The following is a 25677-nucleotide window of genomic DNA, read 5'->3' on the forward strand; positions in this document are numbered from 1 at the left end:
TGTAGCTGTCGGCGCCTCGCATGCGGTCTTCGCGTCTCGGGATCAGGGTGGCTATATCGTGACGAATCGGTCGAGGTATTTCAACGGCCTGCTAGAGCGGGCGCAGTGGGATGTCCATGCCGCACGCGATTTATTGCGGGAGTATGTGGTTGAGCAGGTGGGTGAACGCGACGCGGTGCTGATCGTAGATGAGACAGGCTTTGTCAAGAAGGGGCAGCACTCGGCCGGTGTTCAACGCCAGTACAGTGGCACCGCTGGTCGTATCGAGAACAGCCAGATTGACATGGGATCGAACTGGACGTGCTGCTGCAGAGGCGCCGCGACAAGGCGGCCGCGAAGCGCTTCTTCAGAAGCATCATGCGCGCAAACCCGGTACCCCGGAAGATCGTCACCTACCAGTTGCGCAGCTACCCGGCGGCAAAGGCAGAGGTGCCCGAACTGGGGGGGGAAGCACGTGTTTGTGAAGGCCTGTGCCAGGGTGAACAACCGGGCAGAAAACAGTCACCAGCCCACGCGCCGGCGTGAGCGCCAGATGCAGGGGTTTCGCGATCCGCTGCGCACCCAGGCTTTCCTTTCACGTTTCGGTCCGATCCGGCAACACTTCGCGCTGCCTCGTCACTGCATGAGGGCTGCGGATCACCGCGCCCGTCTGAAGGAACGCATTGCCAGCTGGTACCGCTGGAGCGACGCAGGCTTCGCTCGATAATCAGATGGACTCCTTCGCATTACCAATTCGAACAGCCTCCAGCACTGAACTTGACAAAGCCCTCGCGGCCAAGCCGACGACACTCGCAGGGACGTGGATGAGGTCGCGACGGATGACGATGATGTCGGGGCGCGACTTCGGACGAAGTTCGGGCTTTATAACACGGCTTGCGGCCCGCCGCCGCCCACGGGCCGCTCAGAGCGCGAACCGTTCCACCACCGTCGCGTGCTCGTGGCTGCCGCCGAGGTTCGAACGGTAGATGTGGACGAAGGTCAGGCTGCGCGCGTCGCGATAGGCGGTGGTGTGGATCTCGGCGGCGTCGAACAGGAACAGCGGCCGGTCGATCTCCACCTCGAGGTCGACCAGCGGCTCGGCGAGCCCGGCCTGCATCGCCTGCTGCAGCTCCGGCCCCGCCGCCACGATCATCTCCTCGCGGGCGCTGGAAGCATTCGCGATCAACTCGATGTACGACCATTGATCGGCAGCTTCGGCGTCGTGCCGAAAGATCCGGATCTCGCGCGTGGCCAAAGCCACTACCCTGGCCTCGGCAAGCCCGGCAAGGGTCTTGCGCAACGGCCGCTCCACCGCGTCGTTGGCGATTTCGTCGGGCTGGAACATCTCCAGCACCGCGCCGTCGACGCGCGACGGCATCGCGCCGAGATCGCTATCGTGGTCGATCGCGAGCGGCCGCATCGCGCACTGGATGTGTGCGAACCGCTCGTCACCGTTCATGAACTGCATGTCGCCGTGCAACAGATGGCGCTTCTGCCGCACCGAGATCGCGCAGTCCACCTCGAACTCGTCGGCGGTGAAGAAGTTGAACGGCCGCTCGTAGCGGACGTTCATGCGCACCACCACCACGCCGAAGCCGAACTCGCGGATCAGCTTCGGAAACGGCTGCAAGTTCTCCTTCAGCCAGTGCGCCCAGGCCCGCATGGTGCAGGCGAGCACGCTGCGCGGCAGAAGCTGGCGGGAATCGAACAGGCTGGTGTCGTTGAGGACCTGCAAAGTGGAATGACGCATCGTGTTCTACTCCGCCATGCCGCCCGCGGCACGAGCAATCGACAGTGAGCCCATGTTGACCTCCAGCACGTCCTGCGATCCAGCGCCGGAAATCAACCCGCAAAAGTCGCGAAGATACCGCTCGAACTGATTCGCGTGCGCGTAGCCACGCGCGCCGGTCAGACGAATCGAGTCGAGTGCCACCGAGATCGCGTTCTCGGTCACCTCGTGCTTGGCCACCGACACGATTTCCTCGAGGTGATTGTGGGTGGCGTTCTTGTCTAGCCAATCCAGCGCCGGGTCGATCAGCGCCTTCGAGATGTGGACCTTCATCTGCATCCGGCCGAGCCGCGCCTGCACCAGTTGCATGGTGGTGAGCGGCGCGCCGTGCCGGATGGTCGACGACAGGCCACGCACGCATTCGTCCACGATGCGCTGCATGCGCCCGATCGGCGCGCAGCACAGGATGCCGCGACGTGGATTCAGGAAGTTCTGCAGATGATCGAGGCCGTTGCCGGCGCTCAGCACGTGCGAGCGGGGCACGCGCACGGCATCGAAGCGCAGGGCCGCCAGCCCGCTCGCGCGCAAGCCCATGGTCGGAATCGGCTGCACCTGCACACCGGGCATCCGCCGATCGATCATGACCACCGCCATGTCGCCGCTGGCCTGATCCATCACGTAGGTCATGTAGCTGTCGGCGAGCGCCCCGGCCGTCACCATGACCTTCGCGCCGTCCACCAGATAGTCGCCGTGATGCTCGCGCAGCGTGCTTTTCAGGTTGAACGCGTCGGCATCCTCGGTGTAGGCGAACGCGATCAGCCGCTCGCCGCTGCACACCGGCACGACGTAGCGCTCGATCAGCTCGGCGTCGCCGCTGGCGACGATCATGTTGGCCACCGCCTGGAACAGGCTGATGTTCAGGGCGAACGAGGCGTCATCGCACAGGTAACCCAGCCGTTCGAGCGCGTGCCCCCAAGCCGGCAGCGACAGGCCGACACCGCCGGCGCTGCGCGGCAGCGACGCGCCGAGCAGGCCGCAACGGGCCGCTTCCGTCATCACCTCGCGCCGCAAGGTCGCGCCGTCTCGATCCAGCTGCGCCGCCTCGCGCGAGACGCTTTCCAGCAGATCGCCGGCGTGCTGGTCCATCCAGCGGCCGGTCGCCTCGCGAGACGCGTCGTCGGGCGGCGCGAGCGCGACGGGGGCGCCCGCGCGACGGGGCGCGGCATGCCGCGACTCGGACAGGTCCAATTCAGTAGCGAGCATGCGGGTCACCCTCCGGCAATCGCGGTCAGGATCTCAAGGCGGTCGCCCTGCCCCACGCACTGGCCCACCTGCTCGGGCGCGATCTGCTGGCCGTTGAGGAACAGCCGATGCACCTTGCGCGGCTGGCCGGCCTGATCCAGCAACACGCTGCTCATGGCGGGAAAGCGGCCGACCAGCTGGGCGATGGCTTCCTGAATCGTTTCGGCCGCCAGCGAATGCTCGCGCTGATACAAGGCATATTTCTGTAGGACACCTGACAATATGACATTCATGACCGGTTCTCCAGATGGGATCAATCAGGCAAGACATGGCCTAAGCCGCGGACCGCACCGTCGCGAGGCCCCTCAGCACGGCCTCGGCGAAGTGATCGGTGTCGCGCGAGAGCGGATGGAAGCGCGGCGATAGATAGTCGCGGGCATAGGCGAGCACGAACTGGACGAAACGCTCGTCGACGAACATGAAGCGGAACATCTGCACGTAGGTGGACGGCCGCAACAGGTCGGACGACTGCGCGGCGAACCAGAAGGTGGTGGCCAGCAGCACGCCGGCATAGAGCGCGAACGCCATCGCGCCGGTGACGATGCGGGTCAGGTAGCCGACGCCCACCGCCTGCGCGGTATCGTGGATCACGGCGCGGTGCTCGATCTCCTCCGCGAAATGCCAGCTGAGCAGCAGGCCCAACTCGTGGTCCACCCGCGCGAAATAATCCGGCCGACGCAGGCACATCTCGCCCATCAGCGTGTTGAAGTGCTCCAGCGCGGCGATCAGTGCGATACGCGCCTTCCGGCCGAGCAACCGGAACAGGAAACGGAAGATCAGCAGGTTCTCGATCTTGTGGTATGCGCGAAACCGGTAGCCGGCCCGGTCGAGATAATCCCACGCGCGCCGATGCTGAACGCCGTGCGATGATTCCTGCGCCAGCCACGCCTTCAGTTGCCGGCGCAGCGCCTCGTCGCGCACCGTCGGCAGATAGGCCCGCACGATGGCGACGAACTCGAACTCGTCGCACAGCAGCATCGTGTAGGCGTTGAACAAGGCCGTGCGGAAGCGATCTCCGCCGAACCACAGGCGGCCGCCGACGACGTCGAATCGCGGTCGTACCCGGCGCACCGGGATGGGTCTATCGGGTTGTGGGCGCATAGCGAACGTCGGGCGGCACGACCGCCTTCGGCTTCCTCACTCGACGGGTTTCAGGGTGGTGTAGTAGTCCTTCATGACTTCGCGGCTCCAGGCCGGCTGGCTGACCGTGCCGCGCGGCCCGAAATCCTCGAGATACGGCTTGATGTCGAGCACCGGCGTGCCGTCCACGGCGTCGAGCCCGCGTACGCGGAGGGTGCGCCCGCTCACCGACAGCACCTGGCAGCGCGATACGCCGATCAGGTTCGGGCGCCCCTTCGAGCGTTGCGCGAGAATCCCGACCTTCGGCCAGTCCTCGCGACCGCGCGGGTGGCGCGCGCCGCGTTCGATTTCCTCCGCTGGCACGCGATGCAGGTGATAGATCACCTCGATATGGCTGAACGTGTCGAGCCCCAGCAACGCATCGTCTCCCAACTCGGGCGAGTCGATCGTGATGGTCGATTCGATCGCGCCCCAGTGATCGTCGATCAACTCGACGCGCGGCGATGCGACCGTGCCGATCGGCACCATGACGACTGACTTAACTGACATTGAACACCTCCTCGTCTTCGACTCGAATGACTTGAACGAATATGCTCGTGACCGCGCAGGCCAGCGCGGCGCCCAGGCTCTCGCGCACCGTGGCGACGATGCGCTGCACGCGCTCCGCGGCGTGGCTGCGGCGGCAGAAGATACGCACGATCGGCCCGGCGCGGGGATCGTCGTTCCAGTCCGCGCGCCAGGTCAGGGCCGGCTCGAGCGGATGCCAGAATACCCACACCTTGTCGGGTGGGATATCGGCGGCGGCGGACACCGTTTCGCACACGCGCCGCAGGATCGCGTTCGCGTCGTCGGGGGTATGGCGGTGCAGCACATGAATGACGGGCATGATCGGCCTGGCGAACGTTAGTGGACCTGAGCCTGGATGAAGCAGGTCCGCACCGGCACGATGTAGCCCTTGTCGTCGCGACGCACGCCGATCGCGGCGAGCGTCGGTACCGGCGTGTGATCGAGCAGCGTGATCATCGCGGCGTGGGCCGCGTCGCCCGAATTCGCGATATCGCACCAGCGCGCCAGCGCGACGCCGCCCGGACGCTCGGTGAGGTCGCGCTCCAGCCGTGTGATGCGCATGCCGGCGTGCTCGATCAGCTCGCGCCAGCGCGCGATGGTGTAGCTGCGAATATGCGTCGGATCGTGCAGCACTTCCAGTTGGTGATTCACGCCGTCGCGCTCGGGGTCGTCGTCGCCGTGCAAGTCGATGACCACGACGCTGCCGCCGGGCCGCACGACACGGCGAAATTCCGCGAGCGCGCGGCCGATGTCGTGGAAATGATGCGCGGCCAGCCGGCAGACCACGAAGTCGAACCGGCCGTCGGGCAGCGGCATCGATTCCGCATAGGCTTCGATGGCTTCCACCGGCGCCTGCTTCGCCGTGCCGAGCGAAACGAAATTGCGCAGCATGTTAGGCGACGGATCCACTCCGACCATCGCCTTCGCCCGCCCCAGGAACGCGAACGCGGCGTGGCCGGCGGCGCAGGCGACGTCGCAGATCTCGAGGTCGGACCGACCGTCGCTGAGCTCGCGCAGCATGGTGAGCGACGGGCTGGTTTCGTGCACCTCGCTTTTCGCATAGTTATCGGCAATCGCATCGAATCGCGCGCTCGCATTCATCAACGCCATGAGTCCGGCTCCCTTGATCTGAACAGAATGAAAACTGAATATGGCGCGATGCCGGCCAATTCAATCCAGGTCCGAGGCAAACGCCGCCCGGCGGGGCGAATCCGGATTATCCGGAATGTTTTTCGGAGTGTTGCGACGTGTACAGGTTAAATCAAATCACCAGATCGCATTCAGTTCGTTTTGTCTCAGAAACAGGTTGATATGTCTCCGAACCGCATGCGGCACGGCTCACCCGGATTACCCGGGAGCGCCGTCCAGCGGTGATTCCGGGTAATCACCAACCGCTGAATTAAAAATCATTTCTTTATGAAGTCTTACGAAATACTTGCATGCGCAAAAATGATCTCAATTGCCTCGCTAATCAAATCAATTTAAAAATTGACGCCAGTATTTGCCATTTTCCGGACAGTTAATCGGATGAGACAAATGCACTTGTTTCTGAGACAAAGCCGGCTAACGACGCGACAGGGACTTTACTTAGTCTGTGCGTCATGAATGATTCGACGCGCCGAGGCAGCAAGCCGCGAGCCCGAATCGACACGATGTCCGGGCCGCCGTTTGCCGCACCGACGGATTCACGGCAGCCCGTCACCGGCACGAAGATGCTCCCTGCCCGATGCACGCTCACCACGAATCGGGTCGCCTCAATACTTCGGATTCTTAAATATGCAGAGCCAGTCAACGAGCTTGTCGGGTGATCACGATGCCACCGCCGACCTGGCGGGGCCGTCGCGAGCACCCGAACCGCTGTCAGCCGGCGCACTCGCCCCGGACTTCACCCTGCCGGCATCGCTCGCGGGCCAGCCGTTCGACTACGCGCTGCGCGACGGGCTGCGGCGCGGCACGGTGGTCGTCTATTTCTATCCGTCGGCGTTCACCAGCGGCTGCAACGTCCAGGCACACACCTTCGCTCGCGAGCTCGATCAGTTCACCGCGGCGGGCGCCTCGGTGATCGGCGTGTCGCTCGACGACATCGAGCGCCTGCACGCGTTCTCGCGTGATCCCGAGTATTGCGCCGGCCGGCTCGCGGTGGCCTGCGACGCCCGTGGCGAGGTGGCCCGCGCCTTCGGCCTGCCGGTCGAGCCGGTGGCGCCCGGCAAGACCGACTCGCGTGGCGAGCCCAACGATCACGATCGCGTGCCGCGCACCACCTTCGTGGTCCGCGCCGACGGCAGGATCGCCGCCACGCTGACGGGGCTGGGCGCGGCGGAGCACGTGGAGCAGGCACTCGCCTGGGCTCGCCGGCTGGCCGCGCCCCGAGGCGCGTAAACAACGACGCTGTTACGTGGCATGTGGAAGTCGTGCGACAACAATCACCTGAGAGGTTTCAATGAACGTCAAAGCGTGTGATTTTGCGGATACGATCGATTACGAGCCCAACCTGGGCGCCCTCCTCGATCGCCATCCGGAGCTGCAGATCGAGCGGGACGACTACAACATCAACGTCACCGCGAACTACGGTGAACGCCTCGAACCCGGCGCGCTGCTCGAGCGCTTCAAGCAGCATCCCGGCCAGGGCAAGCCCGCGCATCTGTACTATCACTTCCCGCTGTGTGAGTACATCTGCCACTTCTGCAACTACGTCAAGCAGCTCGCGTCGCCGACCGCGCGCGGCGCGCAGCTCGATCGCTGGACCGACGCGCTGATCCGCGAATCGACGCTGTACGCGCAGCAGGTGCCGTGGGTGACGCAGGCGCTGATCGAATCGTTCTACATCGGCGGCGGCACCGCGGCCGTGCTCACCCCCGCGCATCTGAAGCGGCTGCTCGATCACGTGCGCGCCACCTTCCGCGTGACGCCGGAATGCGAGCTCAACATCGAGGGCAACCCGGACAACTTCTGCGACCTGGACAAGGTCCGCGCGCTGGTCGACGTCGGCTTCAACCGGTTCAGCATCGGCGTGCAATCGTTCACCCCGGAAGTAAACAGCTTCACGAACCGCGGGCACACGCCGGAGATGTCGCGCCAGGCGATCCTAAACCTGCGCAGCACCGGCTTCCCGTTCAACGTCGACATGATGTTCGGCCTGCCGTACCAGACGCCGGAAACCGTCTCGGAGGATCTGCGCACGCTGGTCGAGCTCGGCGTGCCGACCATCACGATCTATCGCCTGCGCAACGCCGACCGGCAATCGATGGGCATCGGCAACCGGGCCGTCTGGAACGTGCCGAAGGTGCGCAACCGGATCATCGAGCAGGGCTTGTTTCCGAGCCTGGGCGAGACCTACGAGATGCGCGAGCGCGCGGTCGAACACCTGATGAAGTACGGCTATCAGCCGAGCCCATGCGGCTGGTGGAGCCTTCCGGGCACGTATCACGAGGGCAACATCCCGCGCGTGTCGCGCAATAAGTGGCAGCGCTTCGACACCATGCTGGCCTTCGGCCCTGGCGCGTACGGCTGGCTCGCCGGCGACGATCAGGGCGTGATCCAGACGCACAACAGCTCCGACATCAACGGCTACCTGAATCACATGGAATCGAGCGACGTGCCGCCGCTCGCCTTCGGCCGGTTGCTGACCGGCAACCAGGCGATCGGCACCGCGCTCGGCTTCGCCTACAAGTCCCGCCAGCCGATCGAGATCGATCGCTTCAAGCGCGAGTACGGCGTGGATCTCGCGCAGGACGAGCCGTTCAAGAGCGTGTTCTCGGATCTGCTCGCCAAGGGCTTGATCCAGTCCACCGACGACGGACGCGCCTATCTGCCCACGCTGAACGGCGAGGCGCTGCACGAAGAAATCATCTCGGTCTACCTGCACGAGCGTATCGGCTCGTTCGCCACCGCGGTGTGCAACAAGGTGAGCTGACGCGCGTCGGCGCGCCGGGGCTGCGCCCCGGCGCGATCCACCGCGCGCCGCCGACGGCGGCGCGCGACCACCCACCCGCTATCAACACGCCATGCTCATGACCGCGATGCCCTCCCACGACACGCCCCGCATCCGCCGCCATTCCCCGCTCGTCGCCGCGCTGCGCACGCCGCTCGCCGGCCTGTGGATCGGCCTGCGCTTCCTGTTCATGCCCGTGCTGTGGCTGCGCTATCGCATGGGTGGCCGAATGGATCGCGCCTTCTGGATCGACGCCTTCATGAAGCGCACGCTGTATCCGCTCACCGAGGCGTCGGACGAGACCCTGAAGCGCGACGTCGAACTCCCGGCGCACCTGCACGCGCCCCGCGACACGGCGTTCGCGCCGCAGGAACACGGTGCGAGCGGCTGGGCCCGGCTCGGCGAGCATCCCGTCGATCTGGCCGGCTTCGCGGCCGGCCGGCCGCTGCTGCTCGTGTTGTATCGCGGCAGCTGGTGCCCCTACTCGCGCCTGCATCTCGCCGATCTGGCCACGGTCACGGATCGCCTGGCCACGCTCGGCGTGGCGGTGCTGGCCGTGAGCGCGCGCCGCCACGATCGCTGGTGGCACGCCAGGGGGATTCGCCTCGCCTTCGCGGCGGACCCAGAGGGCGGGTTGTTTCAGGCGATGGGCGTGCGCATCGCGCCGTCGCTGTCGCATCGCGTCTGGGGCATCCTGCTGCCGCACGAGAGCGTGTTCCTGTTCGATCGGGACGGCAACCTGTCGGCGGCCGACGTGCGACGCCTGCATGCCACCAGGACGAGGCAGACCTTCATGTCGGCGGCGCGCTGGTTGGCGCTCGCGCAGACGCTGGTCGACACGCAACGCGTCGCGCGGCAGCCCCACTGACCCTTTCACATCCGGTTCGAGCCATGCCCTCGCCCCTCGTCGCCTCGTTCGCCCTGGTCGCCCTGGCGCTCGCGATCGCTGCCGCACGCGTGTTCGTGATGCGCCGCCGTGCGCCAGCCCCGCCCTACAACGTGCCGGCACGGCGCGAAACCTTGCGGGTCGGCGCCCGCGAGCGGGAATTCCTGGCGATCACGCCGCCCTCTCTGCCGGCCGGCTCGCCGCTGCTGATCGTCTTCCACGGCGGCTCCGGCTCGCCGGAGCAAATCCGCAAACAGACCGCGCAGGCCTTCGACGAACTGGCCGACGCAGACAGCTTCGCCGTCGCCTATCCGCAAGGCATAGGCGGCAACTGGAACACCTGCCAGAAGGGTCGGCGCAATGCCGCCACGCGTCAGGACGTCGACGACGTCGGTTTCGTTCGCGAAATTATCGCGTGGTTTGCATCGCGTCACGAGATCGATCGCGGCCGCGTGTTCGCCGTCGGTTTCTCGAACGGCGGGCATCTGTGCTTTCGCCTCGCCCTGGAGATGACCGACGAGATCGCCGGGTTCGCCACCATCGCCGCGAACCGGCCGGGCGCCGCCGACTGCCGCTTCGCGGCGCGGCACGTCGCCGTGCCGATGCTACTCGTCAACGGCACCGCCGATCCGATCAATCCCTACGCGGGCGGCGATCTCTCGCCATTCGGCCTGCGCTCGCTCGGGCCCGTGCAGTCCGCCGAGGACACCGCGCGCTCGTTCGCCCCGGCGGGCGCGTTGTACCGGCGGAGCCAGGCGCAGGGCGCCGCCGATGCCGACGCGAGTGCCGCCCCACACGTGACGCGCCACGCATGGGGCGGGCACAACCTGCTGCTCACGATTCACGGCGGCGGCCACACCATCCCACAGCCCCGCTACGCGTTTCCGCGCCTGTTCGGCCGGACCTGCACCACGCTCGACGCGCCGCTCGAGATCGTCCGCTTCTTCCAGGGGCTCGCCGCGCAACGCACGGCGCGTCCGGAAAACACGGGACATCCGGAAACCACGGCAAGCACCGAGAGCCGCCTCGCGGAACCGGCCCCGGCGACCGCGCAGTCGGGCTAGCACCGCCGACCGGAGCGCGCGCCCCCGCGATCGCCTCGCCGCGCGCCCCCGTCATCCATGGCACCCCGCTTTCTCACTCCCCACATTGCCAACGAGACGGAGTAACTTATGCTGTCGAATGACGAGATCAAGCGCTATAGCAGACACCTCCTCATGCCTGAAATCGGAATGACAGGGCAGCATCGCCTGAAGGCGGCCAGCGTGCTGTGTGTCGGCGCCGGCGGCCTCGGCTCGCCGCTCGCCACCTATTTGGCGGCGGCGGGAGTCGGGCGCATCGGCCTCGTCGACAGCGACGTGGTGGACCTGAGCAACCTGCACCGGCAGATCCTTCACCACACCGCCGACATCGGGCGCAGCAAGGTGGCGTCCGCGCGCGACAAGCTGCGCGCGCAGAACCCGGAAATCGACATCGTGATGCACGACACGATGCTCACGCCCGACAACGCGCTGGACATCTGCGCGGGTTACGACATCGTCGCCGACGGCAGCGACAACTTCCCGACGCGCTACCTGATCAACGACGCGTGCGTGCTGCTCGGCAAGCCCAACGTGCACGCCAGCATCTTCCGCTTCGACGGGCAGGCCACGGTGTTCGATGCCCGACGCGGGCCCTGCTACCGGTGTCTGTTCGCCGAGGCCCCGCGCCCGGGCGAGGTGCCCAATTGCGCCGAGGGCGGCGTGCTCGGCGTGCTGCCGGGGCTACTCGGGCTGGTTCAGGCGACCGAGGTGATCAAGCTGATCCTCGGTGTCGGCGAGCCGCTGATCGGCCGCCTGCTCGCGTTCGACGCGCTCGCCATGCGCTCGCACGAGTTGCGGCTGGAGAAGGATCCGGATTGTCCGGCTTGCGGCACCCGGCCGACGCTGCGCGAGTTGCGACGCGAGGCCGTCGAGCAGCCCGCCTGCGGCCTGCCGCAGCCGGTGGTGGCGGAGATCGATGCCGAGGCCCTGCGGGCGCTGCTCGACGATCCGTCGGCACGGCCAACGCTGCTGGACGTCAGGGATCCGAACGAATGGGAGATCTGCCGGATCGAGGGCGCGCAACACATTCCGATGGGCCTGCTGGGCGAGCGCCTGCACGAGGTGGACCGCGGCGCGGAGGTGATCGTCTACTGCCTCGCGGGCAAGCGCAGCAGCACCGCCGCCGCGCTGCTCAAGCAGGCCGGCTTCGCGCGCGTGCGCAGCCTGAGCGGCGGCATCCGGGCCTGGGCGGCGGCGGTCGATTCGGCGATGCCGATTTACTGATCATGCGCGGCGCCCGGGAGCGCCGCGCTCACGAACCACGGGAGCTCCGATGGGACAGACGTTCAAGCAGTCCAGCAGGCCCGGCGCGAACGCCGCCGCCTCGACCGCCCCCACGCCGGCACCGGCCGATGCGCCGCGCGCGGCCACGCGGCGCCACGCGAGCGAGGCCGCGCCCGCCGACGTGCCGGGGCCGCGCGAGATCCGCACGATCTATCTGGCGCTGATGGTGGTGATCGGCCTCGGCACGCTCGACCAGAGCATCGTGGCCACCGCGCTGCCGCGCATCATGTCCGAGCTCGGCGAGATCGCCCAGAGCTCGTGGATCGTGACCGCCTACGTGCTGTCCTCCACCACCTCGATGCCGCTCTACGGCAAGCTGAGCGATCAGTTCGGACGCAAGCGCGTGATGTGCACGGCGGTGACGGTGTTCCTGATCGGCTCGCTGCTGTGCGGCCTGTCGACGAGCCTTTCCCAGCTGATCGCCGCGCGCGTGGTGCAGGGTCTCGGCGCCGGCGCGCTGCTGCCGCTGAGCCAGACCATCATCGCCGATCTGATCCCGCCGTCGCAGCGCGGGCGCAAGCAGAGCGGCATCGCCGCCGTGTTCGCCGCGACCAGCGTGATCGGGCCGCTGCTCGGCGGCGTGCTGACCGACGCGTTGTCGTGGCACTGGATCTTCCTGATCAACCTGCCGATCGGCGGCGCCGCGCTCTACAACCTCGCACGCCGGCTGCGCGGCGGCCATTCCGGCGCGGCGCAGCGCATCGACTACGCGGGCGCGCTGCTGATGGCCTCGACCGTCACCGCGTTCCTGCTCGTGCTGTCGCTGGGCGGCTCCGCATGGCCGTGGCGCTCCGCCCAGGTGTTCGGCACCGGCGCCGTCGGCGTGGTGCTGTGCCTGGTCCTGCGGTGGCATCTGCGCCGCACCGAGGCGCCGATCCTGCCGCTCGGCCTGTTCGACAACCGCGTCTTCGACATCGCGTGCATCGTGATGTCGCTGACCTTCATGGGCCTGTTCGGCGCCACGCTGTTCCTGCCGATGTTCGCGCAGATCGTCACCGGCGCGGGCGCGACGCAGGCCGGCCTGCTGATGGTGCCGCTGATGCTGGGCGCGGTGATCGCCTCGATGGTGAGCGGTCGGATCCTGTCGCGCGTGGGCCGCTACAAGCCCTCGCAGATCGCCGGCCTGTCGACCGCCGCCGTGGCGTTCGCGTGGCTCGCCTGGGCGGTCGCCACGGGATGCGGCAACGTGGTCATCGTGCCCTGCGTGTTCATGCTCGGCATCGGCCTGGGCTTCGTGATGCCGAACATGACGGTCGCCGTTCAGAATGCGCTGCCGGCGGGACAACGCGGCGTGGGCACCGCGATGCTGACCTTCTTCCGTTCGCTGGGCGGGCTGGTCGGGATCGCCGGGTCGAGCGCCATCATCGCGAGCCAGCTGCCGGCCACCGATGTCGCGATGCACGCCGCCGTGGCCGGCCACGCGCTGCCGGCCTTGCTCGAGCAAGCCACCGCGCTGCGCGCGCAGGCCTACCGAGGCGCGATCGCCGAGACTTTCGCCGTCGGCTCGGCGCTCCTCGTGCTCGCCCTTCTCGTGCTGACGCGGCTGCCCGAGCTGCCACTGGTGGACCGGACCGACGCAGCGCCCACGCGGCGCGGGCCGCCCACGCATGAGTGAGCGGCCGCGATCCGGCCGGCCCGGCGGTCCGATCGACAGACGCGGCGGCACGAAGCCGGGCGTGCCCGGCCGCGCCGCCGCGATGCACGTGCCGACACGCATGTCAATCTGCGCGCCGGGCCGGCCGGGCGTCTCCGCCAGGCCGGCGCCCCGTCGCACCTCGCGCCGTCATCGCGATCGCGTGCCATGAGCACCGCCATCGCGGCCAGCCGCACTCCTCGACGCGCCGTCACGTCCTCCCGATAAAAATAGATCGACATGATTATTTCAAGCACACATCCCAGTGCTGGAGAACCCCATGGATAACATCGAAACGTTCAGCTTCTCGACCCGAAAATTCATGGCGCAAGAACCGCTCGATGCATCGCCGAACCGCAGCGCGATGGCCTACCTCAGGCTGTGCCGCGCCGGCATTGGCGCGTCGGCCGATCTGGACGGCGTCTTCCGTGGCACGCAGGTCGGCGACCTGATGCTCGGCACGCTGCGCTACACCACCAAGATCGTCGATGACCCCATCACTTACGACGCGGTGCGCACGCCGCAACGAATCAAGTTCGACGGATTCGATCACTACTTCTTCCGTTCGTCGCACCATCACACTTGGCAATCCAAGTCCGAGGCCGGCGTGGTGCCGGTGGGCGCGCGCCAGCTGTTCTTCGCCGATCTCGCGCAGCCGCTCTGCATCGACATCCAGTCCGGCGACGTGGTGATCCTGATGGTGCAGCGCGACCTGATCCCGATCGACCTGTCGTCACGGCACGGCAACGTGTTCTCCGGGCTGACGGCCCTGCTCGCCTCGCAGTACATCCTCGGTCTCGCGGAGCACATCGACACCATCTCGAAAGCCGAGTCGAAGGCGATCGGCGAGGTCACGCTGAACATGCTGCTTGCCGCCGCCGCCCCCACCCGCGATCACATCGAGCCGGTGCGGTCGAGCCTGGAGAAGGAGTTGATCAAGAAGGTGAAGGCCCATATCAATGCGCAGCTGGAATCGCCGAAGCTATGTGTCGAGACGATCTGCCACGACATCGGGCTGTCGCGCGCGGCGCTGTACCGGCTGTTCTCCACCGAGAAGCATGGCGTGGCGGAGTACATCAAGCTGCTGCGGCTGCGCAAGATCCACTACATCCTCAGGCATTCGACCGAATCGCGGATCCGCATCTCGGAGTTGGCGAACCGTTACGGGTTTTGCTACAACTCCTCGTTCGCCAAGCTATTCAAGCGTTATTTCGATTGCGCGCCGTCGGACGTGCGGCGGCACGCGGCCGTTGATGCGCGGCCGGCGACGGCGGGTGCGGTGGGTGCCTCGGCTCGCGAGACGAGGGCGGGCGTGGACGCGTGGCATCACTTTCCGACTCAGGTGTTTTGAGTTGGGGGGCGCGGCGCGGGTTGTTGCTTAAGAGACGGTTTCAAAAAGACGCGTAGCTACTGTTAACTTTTCTCTCGACCTGTTAACCTGAGCCGTCGTGACAACCGGATCAGGGAGATGGGCAAGCCGATCATTGACGACGAGTTGTGGAAACTAATCGAGCCACTTCTACCACCTGCCAAGCCCCGTCGGTTCAAGTACCCGGGTCGCAAGCCCGTGCCGAATCGTGCGGCGCTGACGGGCATTCTGTTCGTGCTGAAGACCGGCATTCGCTGGCGCGATCTTCCTGCGGAAATGGGATGTGGCTCGGGCGTGAGTTGCTGGCGTCGGCTGCGGGACTGGCAAGAGGCTGGCGTGTGGGACGCATTGCACGCGTTGCTGCTGACCAAACTACGCGCGGCAAACCAGATTGACTTCTTACGTGTGGTCGTCGACTCCTCGTCGATTCGAGCGGTTGGGGCGGGCGAAAAACTGGCCCGAACCCCACCGATCGAGCGCGACCCGGTTCCAAACACCACCTCGCCACCGACGCCAACGGCACACCGATCGCGGCAATCTTGACCGGAGCCAACCGCAATGACGTCACGCAACTGATCCCCCTGATCGAGGCGATCGCGCCGATCAAAGGCGTTCGCGGTCGGCCACTGAGCAGGCCCAAACGCGTCTATGCGGATCGAGGCTACGATCACGACAAGTACCGGCGCATCCTGCACGAGCGAGGCATTCCCACCAGCATTGCTCGACGCGGACAACCACACGGCAGCGGGCTTGGGAAGGTTCGATGGGTCGTGGAGCGCACGCATGCCTGGATGCACCACTTTCGACGTCTCCCTATCCGATTCGAACGGCGTGCCGACATTCATGAAGCGTTCCTCAAACTCGGTTGCTCCATGATCTGCTGGAACATTTTGCAGCGGACTCAGCGGCCTTTATGAAACCGTCTCTTAGGAGACTATCCCGGATAGTCAACGGGCAGTCGAACGGCCGGTTGTGGCCGCAAATGGCCAACGGCGAGAGCTCGCTGTTGGTCGGGATCATACGACGACTGCCGGCTTCTCTAGGAGTGGTTCGATTGTCGTCAGCTCAATGCCAGCCAAAACGAACGATCGTGCGGTAAATTCTCTTATGTAAAATGCGAGTTTTCTGTTTGCGTGGCATATGTACCGAGCGCTGAGCATTACGCGCAGCGCCAAGCGCGTGAGTTCCGCGACGGCCGGCGCTGCGGCCAGGAGTATGTCAACCAGGATATCCCGCTCCATGCCGGCCGGCCCCTCACCGCACTGAGAGGGAAACGCGATCGTTCATTTTCGAGGCCACTTTCTCGGCAAGTAGCTGCGAAATCGTTTTCTTGTAAGCCTCGAGATGCGCATAGAACTCCTTCGACATATACGATCCCGCCTGCAACTCTCCGTCGATCGTCCGCTTGCTTTCGATGTAGTCGCCAATCGTGATTAGGTCGCTGCCCATTTTATTGAAGATGTAGTCGAGCGTCCCGTAGACGTGATAGTTCTTCGCGAGCACCCACAGTTTTTCCGTCGAACCGCTGTAGATGCCCCTGCGCTGAAGCACCGAGGCCGCCCGGATGCCGCGGATCGACACCGCTACGCGATGCGTCAACTGGTCCTGCGTCTTATGCAGGATGTCGCCGCGGATTAGCAGGACGTCGCCCGCCTCCATATGCGGTGTGATCGCGATCTCGTCGATATCGAAATCGAGCTTGTGCCAGCTCCCCAGGTTGTCGTTCTTCAAATGGCCGTCGGCCACCACGGTCGCGCCGTTTCCGATGCAGAAATCGTGGAGCAGCTGCGATTTCGCGGCGAGGCGATCGAACGGCACGATGGTCAGGTTCGAATGCGCGGGATCGTCTTTTTCGATCACCATCCAGGCATTGAGATAGTGGAAGTGCTCGCCGCAGAGAAAAAACGACTCGTGATCCTGGTGGTAAGGAAGCTTGATCGAGCGTGACGGTTCAGCCGGCAACACCGGGAAACAGGTCATGGACTCGTCGATGAACACTTCCTCGGGAAAACACTCGGCATACAGGGCGTGAATCTTGTCCATCACGCTGGTTTCGACGGTATCCGGCACCAGGCCGAAATCCAGCGTCGGATAGAGATTGTTCGAAGGCGGCGGAGCGGTTTCGTACAACCTGCGCAATCCTGCCACCTCATCCGGCGTTAAAAACTGCTTGATATGGCAATACCCGGAACCGGTGATTCTTTGAGCTAGATTCATGCACCACCCCTCGGCTGATAAAGATGTACGCGTCCACATCGGTCGCTCAAGCCTGCGTGCGCAGACTCAGCGGACGCATGTCGGTCCAGGTTTCGTCGATGTAGTCCAGGCAGGCCTGTTTCGAACCGGCCTCGCCGACCCGCTTCCAGCCCCCCGGAAGCTCGCGATGCGCCGGCCAGATCGAATACTGCGCTTCATGATTCACGACCACCACATAGTGCGTTTCGCTCACGATGTCTCTCCCGATAGGCTTCGGTCCTTGCGTTACCGAATGACTGTGAAATTCCTGGAACTGATGAAACCCGGACGCTCTTGCGCGCCGCTGTAAGGCTTGCCGATCCTATTGTCAATGTGATTCAGGATAAGCAGCAGCACGCGCCGCTCGTGCACACCGAAATTCGGGCCGCTCGCGTGAGCGAGATTGCCGTCCATGACTAGGACGTCGCCGGGCTCGCCCCAGATCGTTTCGATGCCAGTGCCGCCGGTGATTTCGCGTAGCTGATCGAACTCGATCAGGCCGTTCTGTCTCGCATGAGCCGGGTCGTCGTGCCTGACGGCCTGCTTGTGGTCCTCGACGTGGCGATACCACTCGGTATGCAGCAGGTGATCGTGCGAGCCGGGAATCACACACAGCGGCCCGGTTTCCGCCCGCGCGGCATCCAGGAAGATGAACAGCGAGATCGCCCGTGGTTCCGGCATTCCGTCCTCCCAGAACCAGAAGGTGAAATCCGAGTGCCAGGCGAAGCCCCCGCCTCCCGGGCTCTTGAAATTCACATGGCACTGGTGGACATACAGCCCCTTGCCGAGTATCTGTTCCGATACATCGAGTAGGAACGGGCGGTTCACGACTCCGGTCAGCACGGTTTCGCTGAGCTGGTGGGCGTCGAACACCGAGCGGACCGTCCTGGTGTCGCGCTCGTAGATGGTCGACGGGTGCTCGCCCAGCCTGAGCCGATCGACTTCGCGTCTCAATTCGTCGACCAGCGAGCGATCCAGCACGTCCTTGAGCAACACGAAGCCGTCTCGCGCGTAGCGCTCCATCTGCTCGCGATCGAGCGGCCCGGTGCCGTTCCATACCGTCGGCGCATTGCGTGGTTTCATGGTTGGCAGGCTCCGAAAAACGGTTCAAAGCGCCGTCGCGAGACGCTGTGCGATCTCGCCGACGCCAGGTTCCAGCAGAATTGAATAGTGCGAAGCGGACACCGGCACCAGTTCGATGCCGCGCCGCGCGTAGGGCAACCAGCCCTGAGCCGGGCTGTGCTGCCGCGCCGGCTCCTGGCTCGCCAGGAAAAACAGGATCTCGAGGTCGGCGGACGAACAGGCGTAGCGCTTGCGCGCCAGGTGATGACGCCGGTAGACCTCGAACTGATCGCGGATTTCGGCGGATGTATAGATCGTCTCGGCGAAATCGCCGGTCTTGGTCTTGGTGTACGTGCACGTGCAGAGCCAGGCGATACGCGCCGGCTCGGACAGCGACATGCCGGTTTCCACCGCGAACCCGCCCGGGTTCTTCATGCGGTGGCGCATGTGCTCGAGGAAGTATCGCCAGCAAGCTTGCGCATCCACATCGAGCCCCACCTCGGTGGGGGGCGCTTCCGAGTCGATCATGGCGAGCAGGCTCACCTCGCAGCCGGCTTCGCGAAGCTGGCGCGCCGACTCGAACGCGAGCATGCCGCCGGCGGAATAGCCTGCCAGGCGATACGGGCCCACCGCCTGCAACCGGCGGATGTTGCGCAGATACAGCCGCGCCATCGCCTCGATCGACACCTCGGGGGCCCCGGCGAACGCATCGTGATAGGCGTGAATGCCGAAAATCGTCTGGTCCTGGTCCAGCCGGGCGATCAGCGGATCGAAGCTGCCCAGGCCGCCGCCGATCGGATGGAACAGGAACAGCGGCGTCGAACTTCCCGCCCGCAGCAGGACCAGCGCGTCCAGCGGCTCGCCGGCCGTGCCCGCCACCGACGCATCGGCCTGCTCCGGGCACGGCAGACGAGCGCCCCATTCGGAGTAGCGCTCGGCCAACTCGGCGATGGTCGGGCGCTCGAACAGCGCGAGCAGGGAAACCTGAGTGCCGAAGGTTTCTCGAATCCGCGCCACCAGCCTGACCGCCAGCAGGGAATGCCCTCCGATCCGGAAGAAATTGTCCCGCACGCCGACCCGCGCCAGTCCGAGCACCTCGGCCCAGAGTTGCGACAGCCGGTGTTCCGTGGCGGACGTCGGCGCCACGTATTCCTGTGGGCGAATGCGATGCGCGGCGTCCGGATGCGGCAAGGCCTTGCGGTCGAGCTTGCCGTTCGGCGTCACCGGCATGCGCTCCATCTGCACATAACTGCCGGGACGCATGTAATCGGGCAGCCGGCGCGCCAGCGCGGCGTCGATCTGGCGGAAATCGAGGCGCTCCCGGGCTTCGCCGCCGGCCGAGCGCGCCGGGACCACGTAGGCGACCACTTCGCTGCCTTGCGCCCCTTCGCAGCTCGTCACGTAGCAGGTGCCGACGCCGTCGCAGGCACCGATACAGGCTTCGACCTCGGACGGCTCGACACGATGGCCGCGGATCTTGAACTGGCCGTCGCGCCGGCCGACGAATTCGACGCGACCGTCGTGCAGGTAGCGCCCGAGGTCGCCGGTACGATACATGCGGCCGCCGTCATGGAACGGCGACGGCACGAAACGCTCGGCCGTGGCGGCCGGCATGCGGTAGTAACCGTCGGCCAGGTAAGGCGTCACCACGCAGATCTCGCCGATTTCGCCAAAGGCCACCGGCCCGCCGGCCGCCGAGCGCAGCACCAACTCGACCCCATCGATCCCCCGGCCGATGCTGATCGGGCCGCTGTCCCTGAGCCCGGTGGTGGCGATCGTCGCATCGCTGATCACCTGCGGCGTCTCGGTCGCGCCATAGCAGTTCACCACCTCGCAGCCGATCGCCAGGCGGCTGAGGCGCTCCACCACATCGGGTGCCAGCGCCTCGCCGCCGAAGAACACGTAGCGCATGCTCATCAGCACCTGGCCCGCCTCCGCGAACTGCATGCTGTCGGCCAGCGACGGCGTCAAATGCGCGATGGTGACGCCGGTGTCGATCAGCCAGCGCAGCAGTTCCCCGCCGATCCGCTCGCGCTCATCCGGCATCGCCACCAGCGCGCCGGACCACAGCCCGGCGAAGATGTCGCGGAACAAGGGATCGTGTCCCAGCCCAGAAAGCACGCTGAAACGGTCGAAACGCGACAGCTCGAAGCGGCGCGCCTGCCAGTCGAGGAAATGGCTCAGCGCCAGGTGCGGGGTCGCCACCGGCCGCGGCACGCCGGTCGTGCCCGAGGTGAAGATGATGTAGGCCAGGTCGCCCGGGGCGATATCGACCGCCAAGGGCGTGTCCGGATAAGCGGCCAGCGCCGAGCGCCAGTCCGGTTGGCCGGGTTCGCCCTGCCCCCCGCCCGGCCCTTCGCCCTGCCGCTCTCCCGCCCCCGAGCGCGTGAACACCCCGAGGTAGCGGCAGGCCCGCAGCGCGGCACTTTCTGCCAGATCTTCCGGAAGAGCGTCGAGCGCGATACAGGCCGCCACATCGACCGCCGACAGGTGGCCGGCGAGCCGCTCGACCGGATTCGACGCGTCCAGCACGAGTACCGCCGCGCCCGCTTTCTGCACCCCCAGCATCGCCCATGCGAGCCGTGCGTTACGTGTCGTGAACAGCGCGACGATGTCGCCCGCTCCGATCGAACGCGCCTGCAGCAGATGCGCGAGCCGATTCGAATCCCGCTCCAGATCGGCGTAGCTGATTTCCTCGACGCCGTCGGCGACCGCGATCACCTCCGGAATCCGCTCGGCCCATTGGGCGACCCGCCGCGCCACGGGGCCGGCCCAGGGCAGGTCCCGCGCCGCTTGCGCGGCCGGCCGGTCCGCCGCGCCACGTTCGCCGCGCGCCAGCGGTATGTCGGTCAGCGACATGTCGAGCGCGCCATCGAACTGCTCCAGCAGGTAGACAAACTGGTCGAGCAGGCTGTCCATCCGGGATGGCTCGAACAAGTCGGCGGCATAGGTGATCGCCAGGCGGGTGTGCGGGCCGCGCCGATCGATGTACAGGGTGAGATCGTATTTCGAGGGCTCGTCGGGTGAGCCGAGCCGCTCCACCTGCAAGCCGGTATCGATCGCCTCGGTCGCCGGGAAATTCAGCGAGTTGATCATCACCTGCACCAGCGGCTGCCGCGACAGGTCGCGCGGCGGCTGCAGTTCCTCGACCAGCCGCTCGAACGGCAGGTCCTGGTGGGCGTAGGCGCCCAGCGCCACCAGCTTCACGCTCTGCACCAGCTCGCGCAGGCTCATGCCGGCGGACAGCTTCGTGCGCAGCGGCAGCGTGTTCATGAAGAAGCCGATCAGGTCTTCCGTCTGGACGTCGATGCGCCCGGCGCTCGGCGTGCCGACCACCACGTCGTCCTGGCCGGTCCAGCGGAACAGCAGAAGCTTGAAGGCGGCCAGCAGGACCATGAAGGACGTCGCATTGAGCGCCAGCGCGGTGTCCTTGACGCGCTGTTCCACCTCGAACGGCAAGGGCACCGACACCGTGGCACCGCGCATACTCTGCAGCGGCGGACGCGGACGATCGGCCGGCAGGTTGAGGTGCGCCGGAGCGTCGGCCAGCGCCTCGCGCCAGTAGGCGATCTGCTTGTCGAGCACGGCCCCCTGCATCCATTCGCGCTGCCAGATCGCATAGTCGCCGTACTGGATGGCGAGCGGCCGGGCCGCGGGAAGCGGCACCTCGGCGCTGTGGCGTCGATAGGCCAGGCTCAGATCGCGCATCATGACTTCGATCGACAGGCCGTCGCCGACGATATGGTGCAGGTTCACGAACACGATGCTTTCGGTCTCGCCGAGCAGGATCAGCATCGCCCTGAACAAGGTTTCGCCGCCCTGGCGCAGATCGAAGGGTTTCAGGATTTCCGCCCGGATCAGCCTGTCGACCTGCGCCTGCTGCTGCGCCTCGTCCTCGTCGCGCAGATCGATCACCGGCAGCGCGAAGCCGTCGGGGGTGTCGATCACCTGGGCCGCCTGGCCGCCCGCGGTCACGATGCGGGTGCGCAGCGTGTCGTGCCGGTCGACCACGTCGGCGACGCCGCGCCGGAATGCCTCGACGTCGAGCCGCCCGCGCAACCGCGCCGTCACCGGAATCGTGTAGGCCGCGCCGCCGATGCCGAGCTGGTCGAGCAGCCAGAGTCGCTCCTGGGCGAGCGACAGCGGAACGTTGGCCGGACCGCTCTCGCGCGCCGAGGCCCGCAGCACCGGCAGCAGCACGCTGGCATGACGGCGCCGCTCGATGCCGATGGCGTCGGCCTGCTGGCTCAGCGTTTCGTTGTTCAGCAGGACCGCGAGCGGAACCTCGACCTCGAGCAGCCGCCGCACGCGCACCAGCACCTTCATGGCCAGCAGCGAATGGCCGCCGAGATCGAAGAAACTGTCCTGCGCGCCGATCCGCTCGACGCCCAGCACCTCGCTCCAGATCGCCGCGAGTGCCTGCTCGTCGGTGCCGCGCGGCGCCTGGTAGGCCGCCTTGAACGCGTCGAAGCGCGGCACCGGCAAGGCCGCGCGATGCACCTTGCCGTTGGGCAGCAAGGGAATCTCGTCGACCTCGACCAGCGCCGACGGAATCGCATGGCTGGGCAGCAGGTCCGCCAGCCGCCTGCGGATTGCGCCCTGCGGCTCGCCACGCACGCCCTCGCCGGGGACACGCGTGTAATAAGCGACGAGCCGCGGCGTCGCGTCGGCTTCGTGCAGCACCGCGACCGCCTGGGCGACCCCCGGGCATCGCTGCAGGGCCGCCACCACCTCGCCGGGATCGATACGGTGGCCGCGAACCTTGATCTGGTCGTCCTTGCGGCCGAGGAACTCCATGCTGCCGTCGCTGCGCCAGCGGCAGATATCGCCGGTCCGGTACAGGCGCTCACCCACCCCGAACGGCGAGGGCACGAAACGCTCGGCGGTCAGCGCCGCGCGACGCAGGTAGCCGCGCGCCAGGCCGTTGCCGCCGGCATACAGTTCGCCGGCCAGGCCCACCGCGACCGGCTGCATCCGCTCGTCGAGGATGAACATGTGCGCGCCGTCAATCACGCGCCCGATCGGCATGGTGCGGCGCTCCGGCAAGCTGCCGCAGTCCTGCTCGATCGCGTCCCAGAACTCTGAGGTTCCGTACACGTTCTTGAGCGCCAGCCCCGGCAGCCGGTCGCGCATGCGCTCGACCAGTTCCGCCGGCAACGGCTCTCCGCTGCACGACCACTCGCGCACCCCGACGAGGGTGCCGAGCAGGTCGGATTCGTCCTCCAGCAGTGCCCGCAGCAGCGTCGGCACCAGCACCACGCGATCGACCCGCGTGTCCCTCAGGGCCGCCAGCAATTGCGTCGGATCCTGCACGGCGCGCTGCGCGATGATCTCGACATGCGAGCCGCGCGTCAGCGGCATGAAGAATTCCCACAGGGAATCGATCGCATTGATGGTGGTCTTGCTCGCGTACACGGTGGCGGGATCCCCGCCGTCCCAGCGCAGCCGAGACGCGAGCGCGCGATGGGTGCCCATCACGCCGTTGGGCCGCCCGGTGGAACCGGACGTGTACAACACGTAGGCGAGATGGTCGAGGCCGACGCCGGGCTCGGGCGGCGTCGACGGACAGGCTTCGATGTGCGCCTGCTCGGCATCCAGATCGACCAGACGCACGCCGTCGAGCGCGACACGCTGGATGCCGGCGGTATCCGACACCACCACCTCGACGCCCGAGTCTGCGATCAAAAAGCGCAGTCGCTCGGTCGGATAGTCCGGATCGAGCGGCAGGAAGGCCGCCCCCGCCAGCCAGATGGCCAGCAAGCTGATCACCATCCGCTCGTCGCGTGCGAGACAGAGGCCCACCACCGAGTCCAGCCCGACCCCGGCCGAACGCAGGTGATGCGCGAGCCGGTTCGCGCGCGAGGCCAGCTCGGCATAGGCGAGCACGCGCTCACCGCACACGACGGCCGGCGCATCGGCGGCGGCGCTGGCCTGCTGCAGGACCTGCCGATGCACGCAGACCAGGTCATCGACTGGGCGATCGACGCCGCTCCAGTGCTTGGTCAGGACCCGCAGCTCGTCCTCGGGCGGGTACAGCAGGTGCTGCGGCGATGCCTCGGGCGCGTCCACCACGCCGGCCAGCAGGCGCTGGAGCAGCACCGACCAGTGCCGGGCGGTATCCGCATCTATCTGCTCCATGCAGTATTCGAGCGTCACGAGCGTCGCGTCCGGGCGCACGTTCGATGCCACGATCAGCGACAGGTCGGTACTGTTGTGGTTGGCGGCGAACACCTCGCGCCGCGCCTGCAGGCCGGCCAGGGAATGCTGCGACATCGGCGTGTCGTCCCACACGAAGGACACGTTGGCGCGGGCGCCATGCGCCTGCCCGGGCGCCGCGCCGGCGGCATCGGCGTCCAGCAGGCGCTGGGTGATTTCGTAAGGCACCTCGTTGTGAGCGATGCCGTTGAAGACTGCTTCGTGAACCTGCTTGAGCAGCACCGTAAACGGCGCCTGCCCCGTCACCCGGGTACGCAGCAGTACGACCTGCGCGAAATTGCCGATCAAGCCGTGCAGTTCCGTGAAATGACGGTTGGTGGTGGGCGTGGCCACCACCAGATCCGGCTGACGGCACAGCGCGCTCAGGAAGGCCTGGAACACGGCCAGCACCACCACGTAAGGGGTGGTCGATTGACGGCGCGCGAAGTCGATCAGCCCGGCACGAACCTCGGGTTCGAGCCAGAACGCCACCTGCCCGACCCGCTGGCCGCCGCGCTCGCGCAAGCGGTCGAGCGGCAGCAGCGTATAGGCCGAAGCGCCATCGAGCGTCTTGCGCCAGTAGTCGAGCGAGCCCTGGAAGGCCTCGGTCTCGCTGCGCTCGCGCTGCCATTGCGCGAAATCGACGTAATCGAGCGGCAGGTCGGGCAGTGCGTCGGGACGACCGGCCACCCGCGCGTTGTAGAGGGCCGCCAGGTCCGCCTGCAGCACGCCGAACGACCAGCCGTCGAAGACGATGTGGTGCGCGACGAAGAACAGCACGTGCCGCTGGGGCGCCAAGCGGAGCAAACGGAAGCGGATCGGCGGCGCCGCCTCGAGATCGAACGGCCGGGCGATCTCCGCCTGCGAGATCTCCAGCAGCCGGCGCTCACGCGCGGCCAGCGCGTCAGGGCCGGGCTCGCCGAGTTCGCTGGGCTCGGACAGATCCACCATCTGCAAGGCGACCCCGGTATCGGCCAGCACGCACTGCACCGGCTGGTCGCCGACCACCGGAAACCGGGTGCGCAAGGAGCGGTGTCGCCGTACCAGGGCGTTCAGCGCCTCGCCCAGGCTGGCCGCATCGAGCTCGCCGTCGAGCCGAATGCCGCTGCCCAGGTTGAACATCGTGCTGGCGGGGTTCAGATGCTGGAACAGCCACATGCCCTCCTGCGCGAACGACAGCCGGCCCTGATCCGGGTCGATGGCCTTGCCGATCGGCAGTCTCGGCTCGCTATGCACGGGGGCCTGCCGGATACGGCGACTCAGGCGTTCCCGCATTTGGTTCGACAGTTCACTGGCTACGCTGCTCATGGGAGTTCCCTATCAACACTGCACGATGATTGACC

The 25677-nt window shown here is 66.6% G+C and carries 19 protein-coding genes and 2 pseudogenes; 10 read left to right on the forward strand and 11 right to left on the reverse strand.

What is annotated here, in order from left to right:
* Positions 1–88: 88 nt before the first annotated feature.
* Together FB600_RS34545 and FB600_RS34550 are read left to right on the forward strand one after the other, a co-directional pair.
* A pseudogene (locus FB600_RS34545) lies at positions 89–280 on the forward strand (transposase); the annotation flags it as partial.
* Positions 281–282: 2 nt separating this feature from the next.
* A pseudogene (locus FB600_RS34550) lies at positions 283–706 on the forward strand (DDE-type integrase/transposase/recombinase); the annotation flags it as partial.
* 195 nt (positions 707–901) lie between these two features.
* On the opposite strand, the gene FB600_RS34555 reads toward FB600_RS34550, so the two are convergent.
* Genes FB600_RS34555 through FB600_RS34585 form a run of 7 tightly spaced genes read right to left on the reverse strand, consistent with a single transcriptional unit; the run spans position 902 to position 5767 of the window.
* The gene (locus FB600_RS34555) at positions 902–1729 is read right to left on the reverse strand and encodes a hypothetical protein (protein ID WP_145758107.1); all 828 of its coding nucleotides are present in this window, start codon (positions 1727–1729) and stop codon (positions 902–904) included.
* Between the two features lie 6 nt (positions 1730–1735).
* The gene (locus tag FB600_RS34560; RefSeq protein ID WP_145758108.1) at positions 1736–2971 is read right to left on the reverse strand and encodes an acyl-CoA dehydrogenase family protein; all 1236 of its coding nucleotides are present in this window, start codon (positions 2969–2971) and stop codon (positions 1736–1738) included.
* 5 nt (positions 2972–2976) lie between these two features.
* Entirely contained in the window at positions 2977–3243 is a 267-nt protein-coding gene (locus tag FB600_RS34565) for a MoaD/ThiS family protein (protein WP_145758109.1), read from the reverse strand.
* Between the two features lie 40 nt (positions 3244–3283).
* Positions 3284–4111, reverse strand: coding sequence for a metal-dependent hydrolase (locus FB600_RS34570; protein WP_145758110.1), 828 nt, complete (start codon positions 4109–4111; stop codon positions 3284–3286).
* Positions 4112–4147: 36 nt separating this feature from the next.
* Positions 4148–4639, reverse strand: coding sequence for an SAM-dependent methyltransferase (locus tag FB600_RS34575; RefSeq protein ID WP_261383533.1), 492 nt, complete (start codon positions 4637–4639; stop codon positions 4148–4150).
* Complete coding sequence (locus tag FB600_RS34580; protein ID WP_261383534.1) at positions 4629–4961, reverse strand: hypothetical protein; 333 nt, start codon at positions 4959–4961, stop codon at positions 4629–4631. Before FB600_RS34580 ends, FB600_RS34575 begins: the two co-directional genes overlap by 11 nt.
* Before the next feature lie 32 nt (positions 4962–4993).
* Positions 4994–5767: a class I SAM-dependent methyltransferase gene (locus FB600_RS34585; protein WP_261383535.1), complete on the reverse strand. Its 774-nt coding sequence runs from the start codon at positions 5765–5767 to the stop codon at positions 4994–4996.
* Positions 5768–6433: 666 nt separating this feature from the next.
* On the opposite strand from FB600_RS34585, the gene FB600_RS34590 reads away from it, so the two are divergent.
* The 8 genes from FB600_RS34590 to FB600_RS34625 all read left to right on the forward strand — a co-directional run bounded on the left by FB600_RS34590 (position 6434) and on the right by FB600_RS34625 (position 15759).
* Positions 6434–7036 carry a peroxiredoxin gene (locus FB600_RS34590; protein WP_145758112.1) on the forward strand — a complete coding sequence of 201 codons (603 nt, stop codon included), beginning with the start codon at positions 6434–6436 and terminating at the stop codon, positions 7034–7036.
* A gap of 61 nt (positions 7037–7097) precedes the next feature.
* Positions 7098–8570 carry a coproporphyrinogen-III oxidase family protein gene (locus tag FB600_RS34595; protein WP_145758113.1) on the forward strand — a complete coding sequence of 491 codons (1473 nt, stop codon included), beginning with the start codon at positions 7098–7100 and terminating at the stop codon, positions 8568–8570.
* A 106-nt stretch (positions 8571–8676) separates the two neighbouring features.
* The gene (locus FB600_RS34600; protein ID WP_409995268.1) at positions 8677–9456 is read left to right on the forward strand and encodes a redoxin domain-containing protein; all 780 of its coding nucleotides are present in this window, start codon (positions 8677–8679) and stop codon (positions 9454–9456) included.
* 23 nt (positions 9457–9479) lie between these two features.
* The gene (locus tag FB600_RS34605; RefSeq protein ID WP_261383537.1) at positions 9480–10538 is read left to right on the forward strand and encodes an alpha/beta hydrolase family esterase; all 1059 of its coding nucleotides are present in this window, start codon (positions 9480–9482) and stop codon (positions 10536–10538) included.
* A 108-nt stretch (positions 10539–10646) separates the two neighbouring features.
* Entirely contained in the window at positions 10647–11780 is a 1134-nt protein-coding gene (moeB, locus tag FB600_RS34610) for a molybdopterin-synthase adenylyltransferase MoeB (protein WP_145758115.1), read from the forward strand.
* A gap of 49 nt (positions 11781–11829) precedes the next feature.
* On the forward strand, positions 11830–13455 hold the full coding sequence (locus tag FB600_RS34615; protein ID WP_261383538.1) for an MDR family MFS transporter: 1626 nt from the start codon (positions 11830–11832) through the stop codon (positions 13453–13455).
* A 298-nt stretch (positions 13456–13753) separates the two neighbouring features.
* Complete coding sequence (locus FB600_RS34620; RefSeq protein ID WP_145758116.1) at positions 13754–14824, forward strand: helix-turn-helix domain-containing protein; 1071 nt, start codon at positions 13754–13756, stop codon at positions 14822–14824.
* A 117-nt stretch (positions 14825–14941) separates the two neighbouring features.
* Positions 14942–15759, forward strand: a protein-coding gene (locus FB600_RS34625; RefSeq protein ID WP_145758117.1) for an IS5 family transposase whose coding sequence is annotated in 2 segments (ribosomal slippage) — positions 14942–15290 and positions 15290–15759 — 819 coding nt in all. Because the reading frame shifts where the segments join, the coding sequence is not laid out codon by codon here.
* A 337-nt stretch (positions 15760–16096) separates the two neighbouring features.
* Here the strand turns inward: FB600_RS34625 and FB600_RS34630 are convergent.
* Genes FB600_RS34630 through FB600_RS34645 form a run of 4 tightly spaced genes read right to left on the reverse strand, consistent with a single transcriptional unit; the run spans position 16097 to position 25642 of the window.
* Positions 16097–17059 carry a phytanoyl-CoA dioxygenase family protein gene (locus tag FB600_RS34630; RefSeq protein WP_124076961.1) on the reverse strand — a complete coding sequence of 321 codons (963 nt, stop codon included), beginning with the start codon at positions 17057–17059 and terminating at the stop codon, positions 16097–16099.
* A gap of 46 nt (positions 17060–17105) precedes the next feature.
* Positions 17106–17291: an MbtH family protein gene (locus FB600_RS34635; RefSeq protein WP_013699873.1), complete on the reverse strand. Its 186-nt coding sequence runs from the start codon at positions 17289–17291 to the stop codon at positions 17106–17108.
* Positions 17292–17323: 32 nt separating this feature from the next.
* Entirely contained in the window at positions 17324–18160 is an 837-nt protein-coding gene (locus FB600_RS34640; protein WP_105829661.1) for a phytanoyl-CoA dioxygenase family protein, read from the reverse strand.
* A gap of 24 nt (positions 18161–18184) precedes the next feature.
* Positions 18185–25642 carry an amino acid adenylation domain-containing protein gene (locus tag FB600_RS34645; protein ID WP_145758118.1) on the reverse strand — a complete coding sequence of 2486 codons (7458 nt, stop codon included), beginning with the start codon at positions 25640–25642 and terminating at the stop codon, positions 18185–18187.
* Between the last annotated feature and the right edge of the window lie 35 nt (positions 25643–25677).

Source organism: Burkholderia sp. SJZ089, assembly GCF_007828315.1.
Classification (GTDB): Bacteria; Pseudomonadota; Gammaproteobacteria; order Burkholderiales; family Burkholderiaceae; genus Burkholderia; species Burkholderia gladioli.